The organism is uncultured Nevskia sp., assembly GCF_903885465.1.
Classification (GTDB): Bacteria; Pseudomonadota; Gammaproteobacteria; order Nevskiales; family Nevskiaceae; genus Nevskia.
In genome coordinates, this window is sequence record NZ_CAISIQ010000157.1 from 1 (window position 1) to 8,139 (window position 8,139).

Genomic DNA, 8,139 nt, shown 5'->3' on the forward strand with positions numbered 1-8,139 from the left:
CGATCGATCTCGGCCTGCTCGATCTCAACTCGCTGCCCGGCTTCGCCAACCTGCTGCTGCCGCGTCCAGGCCTGCAGCAGTCCGACGCCGTGCCGTTCGAGACCGCGCGCTTCCAGTTCGAATACCCCGAGAACCGCAAGCTGATCGGCTTCAGCTTCAACACCACCTACGGCGATTACTCGTATCAGGGTGAAGTGTCGTATCGCCCGAACCTGCCGTTGCAGGTGGCGACGGTGGACCTCGTGTTCGCCGCCTTCGGCCCGACGCTGACCCGCTGCCACGACGTCAACATCGGCTGCGCCGGTGCCACCAACACCCTGGGCTTCACCGAGAACGGCGGCAACAGCTACCAGCTGTACGACAGCTCCAACTTCGTCGACGCCAGCGGCAACAATCCGTATCCGGACGCGATCAATCTGGTGGTCGGCGCAGCGCCGGGTTCGGCGCGTTCGTTCCCGAACTTCATCACCCCGTATCGCGGCGGCATCATCGGCGAGAACGCCCCGAACTCGTACATCCGTGGCTGGATTCCGGGCAAGGTGATGCAGTACGTGTTCGGCGCCACCCGCGTGCTCAGCGGCACCGAGAACTGGATCGGCGCGGACCAGGTGATCATGCTTTACGAAGTTGCCGCCACTCAGGTGCTGAACCTGCCGAAGTTCGATCAGCTGCAGATCGAAGGTCCGGGCGCGGCTTACACCTCGGCCTCGGCCGGTGCCGATGGCAGCGGTGCCGATGGCTCGCGTCTGGCCTGTTCGACCAACCCGAGCTGCACCGTCGGCCCGGATGGTCTGCGTTTCAATCCTTACCAGGCCAAGCGCAACCAGTTCGCCAATGCCTTCGCCGGCGGCTATCGCGTTGTCGCCCGCATCAGCTACGAATCGGTGATGCCGGGCATCAGCATTCAGCCGTTCGTGATCTTCCAGCACGACGTCTATAACAATTCACCGGGACCGGGTGCGAACTTCGTCGAAGGCCGCATCCAGGCCAACACCGTGATCGAAATCCGCTACGAGAAGTCGACGTCGTTCAGCATTGCCTACAACGCCTACACCCGCGGGGGTGCCAACAACACGATCCGCGATCGCGACAACATCGGTTTCTTCCTGAAGTACCAGTTCTGATCGCCGCCCAGCTTTCGAGAACCTCACCGAGCCTGACCGTCATGCGCCATTCGTCCTTCAAACTCGCTGCCCTGATCCTCGGCCTGTCGGCCGCGCCGCTGTCGCTGCTGATCACGACCCAGGCGCAGCAGGAGCCGGCCGCAGCGCCGGTGGCAGCCGATGCGGCAGCTGCCCCGGTCGAGTCCACGACCGAGGCGACTACTGAATCGAGCAGCGAGCCCGCAGCGGTGGAAGCGGTGGCGAAGCCGATCGTGCCGCGTCCTTCCGAGATGGCGGTGCGGGCGGTCAACAATCCGCTGCTGCGCGTGGTCAACACCGGCAAGCATTACGTCGCGGTGGGCGTGTACGGCCACATCCTGATCTCGGCCGATGGCGCCAAGTGGAACCAGGTGGCGTCGCCGGTCGACGTGATGCTGACCAGCGTCACCTTCGCCGACGAGAACAATGGCTGGGCGGTCGGCCATGACGCGGTGATCCTGCACACCGCGGACGGCGGCGAAACCTGGAAGCAGCAGAACTTCCAGCCCGAGCTGAACAAGCCGTTGTTCGACGTGCTGTTCCTTGATGCCCAGACCGGCTTCGCCGTCGGCGCCTACGGCTTGATGCTGGCGACCACCGATGGTGGCAGCACCTGGGCGCAGGTGGCGGCCAATCCGGTTACCGAGGACGAGCGTCATTTCAACGCGCTGGCCAAGCTCGGTGACGGCAGCCTGATGGTGGTCGGCGAAGCGGGCACCATCGGCGTCAGCGCCGATCGCGGCCTGACCTGGACCAAGCTCGCCACGCCCTACGAAAGCTCGCTGTTCTGCGTCATCGCCGCGGGTGACAAGGGTGCTTTGATCGGCGGCCTGCGCGGCAACTCCTTCTTCAGCGAAGACGTTCGCGCCGGCAGCTGGAAGAAGATGCAGACCAATAGCGACCAGTCTCTGTTCGGCATGGCCGCGCTGCCCGGCGACAAGGTGGCGATGGTCGGACTCAACGCGACCTTGCTGATCTTCGAGCCCGGCAAGCCGGTGCACTCGGTGCCGATCATCGACAAGCTCGGCAACCGCCAGACCGAGTCGCTGTCCTGGCTGACGATGGCACCGGATGGCGGCCTGATCGTGGTCGGCGATGCCGGCGTGCAGCGGCTCGATGCGGCGAAGTTCTGATCGCCGCTGAGGGCGCAGCATGAGCGCGCGCGTTGTGCGCTCGGCCGGCTTGGCTTGGCTGATCGCAAGCCTGCTGGCGGCCACTGTGCCTGCGGCGCCAGCCGCTGAGCCATTGTCGGACAGCCTGCGTGCCGATCTCGCCGCTGCCAGTACGGCACTGGCCGTAGCCCGCGAGCAGCGCTTCCGCCAGCAGGCGGCCGTAGCCGCCAATGAAGATGCCGGCAACGCGCGTTTCGATCTGGGTCTGAGTACGGCCAATGCCGAGCTTGAAAGCCTTGTGCTGGCGGTCGACGATGTCGTGCTGCCGGCCATCACCATCGCTCCAGAAGATCGCCTTGCCTTGCAGGCACGCAGCGGCCTGCTGCCCTTGGTGGCACTGCCCTTGGCCGACGGCACCCATCGTCTGAGTGTCGACTGGACCCTGCACGGCGAATCGCCGCGGCGCAGTGAGTTCACCTTCGAGACCAGTACTGGCAGCAGTGAAAGGGAGCTGCGCCTCGAACGCAGCCAGCCGCTGGCCGGGCCTTCACTGGTACTGATCGAATGGAAAGCCGGCGAGCAGCGACAAAGCCCATTCGAGCGCTGGGCAGAAACGCTGATCGACAAGGCGCCCCGTAGCAACGGCTATCAGCCGGGCAACCCGGACGATCCGCGCTGGCGTCGTGCCCGCCATCTGCTGGCACGCGATCGGCCCTGGCTGGCGGCGATCGCGCTGAGGCAGCTTGAAGCCACAGGTCCTACCGATCCAGCGACCGCCGCGCTATTGGCAGAGGCCGCCGCCCGTGGCGGTCTGATCGCCACGGCCGAAGCGGCACTGGCTCGCGCGAAGTCCGCGGATCGCAGCCTGTACTCGGAAGCGGTGCTCGCCGTGGCGCAGCGCCATCTCGCCGAGGACCAGGCCGACGCGGCGATGCAGGCGCTCGATGCGCTGCCGCTGAAGCTGGTGCCGGCGGTGCGCAACGAAGCCGTGCTGGCCCGGGCGCGCGCGCTGTTCGCGCTCGGCCGTGCCGATCGCGCGTCACAGGCTTTGCAGTCCGCCGAGCTTGATCCGGTGCGTCTGGCCAGTGCGCCGGTCGATGAACGCCTGCGCGCCAGCCTGATCCAGTACGACCTCGGCCTGGCCTTGATCGCCAGCGGCGCTGTCGAACGCGGCCGGGTGCTGCTTGATCGCCTGGGCCGTGTCGATGCCAAAGAGAGCATCGAACAGGCGCTGCGCGATCGCGCCAATCTGACCCTGGCCAGTGATTTCCTGCGCGCCGGGCAGGGCGCCACGGCGCGGCCGATCTTCGAGCGCATCCCGCTCGAAGGCCCGTACTCGAATCTCGCGCTGCTCGGCCTCGGCTGGGCCGCGCTCGGCCCGCAGGGCGACAAGCAGTTGGCCACCGCCAAAGGAGACGACGCGGGTCGCGGCGAAACGCCGAAGTTCATCCTCAAGGCGATGCAGCGCCGGCGCCTGATCGACTGCGAGGACTACAACCGCCGGGCACTGGCACCGACCGAACTCTGCCAGCGACTGCCGCCGTTCGAGCAGGCCGATGTACCGGAGGATCCGGCCGGCCTCGCCGCCGAAGCGCTGATCGTCTGGCAGGAACTGGTGCCGCGCGATCCGCGCGATCCGGCCGTCCGCGAAGCCTGGGTGGCCGCTGGCCGCGCGGCCGCACGTGCCGGCCGTCGCCAGGAAGCGGGCGAGCATTACGACGCTGCGGTCGTGAAACTGGAAGCGGCCCTGAGCAGCAATGCCGCGTCGGCCGCCAGCACCATCAGCGCCGCGACCCTGCCTGCGCTGGAGCCCGGCCAGGCCTTGCCTGCAGAAGCCGCGGCCAGCTTCGACGTGACGCATGGGCTCGACGCGGCACCGGTCTCGCCGGCCTTGCATCGCCTGCTTGCCGAGATCGCCGAGTTGCGCTGGTTGATCGAATCATCGATCGCGACGGGAGACGACGGCGAAGCGCTGACCGCCTTGTCCGCGCGGCAGCAAGCGCTGCTGCCATCACTGGCGACCGCGACGCTGGCTGCCGAGCGCCGTCAGTTGCTGGCCTGGCTTGCGGCGGGTCGGGCCGGGATTGCGGCGATTGCTGATCCAGCGCTTGAGCATCCGGAAGCCAAGTAGCCCCCACAGAACATTCGTCATTCCCGCGCAGGCGGGAATCCAGTTCTTCGTTGCCAGCGGTGCGCGTGAGCCAAAACTGGATCCCCGCCTGCGCGGGGATGACACCTGTTTGAGCCCTCAGCGATCCGCGCAATAGCCCCAATCGCGCGTGCTGTTCGGCTCGATCGTGCGATTCCAGTCCAGGCCGCTGGCCTTGAGCTTGTTGCCGGCCTGCGACCAGACCACGTTCCAGGCCTGGTTGGCGCGGCCTTGTATGGTCAAGGTCACGTCCCAGACCACGGTGGCGGTGCCGACATTGCGGACGGTGACGTTCGAGCAGTAGCCGGTGGCCCATTCGCTGGAACGCATTTCGCTGACGGTGATTGTCGGAGCGTTCCCGCCGGTCGAGCTACCCGTGGTCGAGCCGCCGCCGGTAGTGCCACCCGTGCTGCCACCCGTGGTTCCGCCGCTGGTGGTTCCGCCGGAGGTGCCACCACCGGTGCCGGTTCCACCGGTCGTACCGCCGGTGCTGCTGCCCGTCGTCGTGCCGCTCGCAGTCCCGGTCCAGAGCCGGCGCAGCAGCGCCATCTTGTCGTTGCGCACGGTGGTCCAGTCGTCGCGGAGGATGCCGCCGGTGTCGCTGCTGTTCGGGTTCCAGCTCCAGTAGAAGCCGCTGTTGATGCGCTTGCCGATCAGGTAATCGACCAGGGCGTTCTGCCAGGCGCGATCGCGGCTGTCGCCTTCGCCGTACTTGCCGCCGAACTCGCCGAGCACCACCGGCGCGTTCGGAATCGCGAAGCCCCAGTGGCCGTCCCAGATCGCCGGCATGTTGGACGGGAAGTTCTTGGCCTTGTGATAGGGCTGGACGAACACATCCGGCCCGTAGGTATGCGGCGACAGCACCAGACGATTGGCCGGCACCGGTGACGGCGTACAGGCCAGCGGCGCCAGATTCTCGCCCCAGAACGGGGCCTGACCACTGCTGCACTGGCTGGACGCGCCGATGCCTTCGACGAAGATCAACCAGTTCGGCGCCACGCCGAGCACCTGGCTGGCAGCGCGGCCGGTGGCCAGATTCCAGTCGGTGGCGTTGTTGCGCGAGCCCCAGGTGGCGCTGCCGTGCGGCTCGTTCTTCAGATCGATGCCGATCACCCGCGGCGCGCGGGCGTAGCGTTTGGCGACGAAGCGCAGGTCCGACAACCACTGCGCCTCGCTGTAATTCGAGGTGTACCAAAGCTCGGCAATGCTGTTGCAATCAGCCCGGTGATGATCGAGCAGGATGTACATGCCCTGGCGGTTCAGCTCGGTGATCACTGCATCGAGCACGGCCAGCGAGTTCTTGCCGGCAAGGTCCGGGTTCAGGCTGTAGTCGATGCTGCTGGTCGCCATGCCACGCAGGGTGGCCGGGCAGAACGGCAGGCGCACGGCATTGAAGCCCTGATCCTTCATCTGCTGGATCATCTGCTTCCAGTTCCGCGCCCACAGGCCGTGAACCGTGTAGTTGGTGGTTTCGAAGCCGAACCAGTTGACGCCCTTCAACTGCACCACAGCGCCAGCGTCGTTGTAGATCGTCCGGCCGCTCACCGAATACGCAACGGCATCCTGCTGCACGATCATGAGCGCGGCCATCAGTACCGCAGCCCAGATTTTCTTCATTGCCATCCGTGTTGCGCTCGGTGGTGCCGCGATTTTGATGAACCGCTTAGCGGCGCAACTATTGTGCCCTGCAGCATCTCGCCGACGAATGGTTGTTAGTTACCGCGGAGCGCTTGTTCGATGAAGCGTTTCGGCACTCGTGTCTTCGGCACCTGGTTGAGGAACCAGCGCTGCACATTGGTATCGATGCCGATGCCGTGCATGTAGTTGTAGAGCGCCTTGTTCAGGCTGACGCCAAGCGCATCGTGATCGACGCCGGTCGGGTCGATGAAGCTGATGTCGTTCTTCGCGAAGCCGCCCGCTGCCTGCGGCAGCAGCTGCACGCCGTACTCAGCCGGGTTGAGGCCGACCGGCGAATGCACCGTGCAGGTAAAGCGGTGGAAGTAGCCGGACTGCAGGCAGCCTTCCTCGAACAGCTGGCGTACGTATTCGAGCGCGTCGACGGTGTCCTGCACGGTCTGCGTCGGGAAGCCGTACATCAGATAGGCGTGGACCAGCACGCCGGCTTCGCTGAACGCCTGCGTCACCCGTGCGACCTGCGCCACCGAGACACCCTTCTTCATCAGATCCAGCAGCCGGTCCGATGCCACTTCCAGGCCACCGGAAATGGCGATGCAGCCGCTGTCGGCCAGCAGCTGGCACAGCTCCGGGTTGAAGGATTTCTCGAAGCGGATGTTGCCCCACCAGGAAATGGAGACCTTGCGGCGCAGCAGTTCCAGCGCCAGCGCTTTCAGCACTTTCGGCGGCGCGGCTTCGTCGACGAAATGGAAGCCGGTCTGGCCGGTCTCGGCAATGATCGCTTCGATGCGATCGACCAAGGTCGTCGCGCTCGCCGCGTCGTAGCGGGAAATGTAGTCGAGGCTGATGTCGCAGAAGCTGCATTTCTTCCAGTAACAACCATGGGCGATGGTCAGCTTGTTCCAGCGCCCGTCGGACCACAGCCGGTGCATCGGGTTGAGCATGTCGAGCAGCGACAGGTACTGCGTGATCGGCAGCCCGTCCCAGGTCGGCGTGCCGACCTCGTTGAACGGGATGTCGGTCTCGGTCGCGCCGTTGAGGTAGCGCACCGCGCCGGCTTCATCTCGAACGAAGGCCCGGCACAGCTGCTCGCGCGGACGCTTGCCGGCCAGATGATCGAGCAGCGCCAGCAGCGGCCGCTCGCCGGCATCCAGGGTCACAGTGTCGAAGTAGTCGAACACCCGCGGCTCAGCCAGCTCACGCAGCTCGGTGTTGACGTAACCGCCGCCGAGGCCGATGACGATGCTCGGGTTCTGAGCCTTGATCGTCTGGGCGATCCGGAACGCCGCATACACCGCACCGGGAAACGGCACCGAGATCAGCACCACGGTCGGCCTGTGCTCGGCGAGCGCGGCCAGGGTCAGCTCATGCAGCAGCGTGTCGACGAGGTTCAGCGGTGCGGCCAGCGCATCGGCCAGCAGATCGAAACTCGGCTGGCTGGCCGCCAGCTTTTCCGCATAACGGACGAACTCGAAGCGCGGATCGATGGCATCGCGCAGCACATCGGCGAGATCATTCAGGTACAGCGTGGCCAGATGCCGCGCCCGATCGTTGATGCCGAGCGCGCCGAACGCCCAGGCCAGAGGATCGCCGCCGTCGTCGTCGACATAGACATCGAGCGAAGCAAAGCGCGGGCCCTCCGGCAGGAAGCGGCGAGTGACGATGCGGCTGGCCAGCGTCGCATCGCGGCCCTGCAGGAAGGCGATCACCGGCGCGATCGTCGCCGCGTAGCGCTCGTACTGCGCGACGAAGGATTCGACCGGCGCCGTTCGGATCAGCGTCGGCTGCGCCTTGATCGCATCGTGAATGGAAGCGAGCCCGGGCTGACTCAGCAGCCGCAGCACCAGCTTCAGCGCCAGATCATCCTGGCGCGCATCGACGCCATGCAGGCGCAGGAAGCCGGTGAGATACGCCGTCGACGGGTAGGGCGTGTTCAGCTGCGTCATCGGCGGAATCAGCGACAGCACGCGGGTTGCGCGCATCGATGCTTCCTGCAGCCGGGACGCAGCTTGGTTCACTCAGGCCGGGCTCAGGCCGGGCCTTGCTCGAGCAGCGCGGCAACCGCCGGCTCCATCGCCAGCAGGCCGTGGGCGCGGCGGCC

Annotated in this window: 5 protein-coding genes; 3 read left to right on the forward strand and 2 right to left on the reverse strand. The window is 66.2% G+C overall.

Translation table 11 applies throughout. The features are described 5' to 3' along the window. The 3 genes from QZY06_RS05795 to QZY06_RS05805 form a co-directional block, all read left to right on the forward strand. Positions 1 to 1,124: DUF1302 family protein (locus tag QZY06_RS05795; protein WP_295681436.1), on the forward strand; the 1,124-nt coding region annotated here is incomplete at its 5' end. 41 nt (positions 1,125 to 1,165) lie between these two features. Next, on the forward strand, positions 1,166 to 2,275 hold the full coding sequence (locus tag QZY06_RS05800) for a YCF48-related protein (RefSeq protein WP_295681439.1): 1,110 nt from the start codon (positions 1,166 to 1,168) through the stop codon (positions 2,273 to 2,275). A gap of 19 nt (positions 2,276 to 2,294) precedes the next feature. Further along, positions 2,295 to 4,385 carry a hypothetical protein gene (locus QZY06_RS05805; RefSeq protein ID WP_295681442.1) on the forward strand — a complete coding sequence of 697 codons (2,091 nt, stop codon included), beginning with the start codon at positions 2,295 to 2,297 and terminating at the stop codon, positions 4,383 to 4,385. 117 nt (positions 4,386 to 4,502) lie between these two features. Here QZY06_RS05805 and QZY06_RS05810 read toward each other — a convergent pair whose 3' ends face one another. Both QZY06_RS05810 and QZY06_RS05815 read right to left on the reverse strand, forming a co-directional pair. Further along, positions 4,503 to 6,026, reverse strand: a complete 1,524-nt coding sequence (locus QZY06_RS05810; protein WP_295681445.1) for a cellulase family glycosylhydrolase — start codon at positions 6,024 to 6,026, stop codon at positions 4,503 to 4,505. Between the two features lie 89 nt (positions 6,027 to 6,115). Further along, positions 6,116 to 8,020 carry a radical SAM protein gene (locus QZY06_RS05815; RefSeq protein WP_295681451.1) on the reverse strand — a complete coding sequence of 635 codons (1,905 nt, stop codon included), beginning with the start codon at positions 8,018 to 8,020 and terminating at the stop codon, positions 6,116 to 6,118. Positions 8,021 to 8,139: the final 119 nt, after the last annotated feature.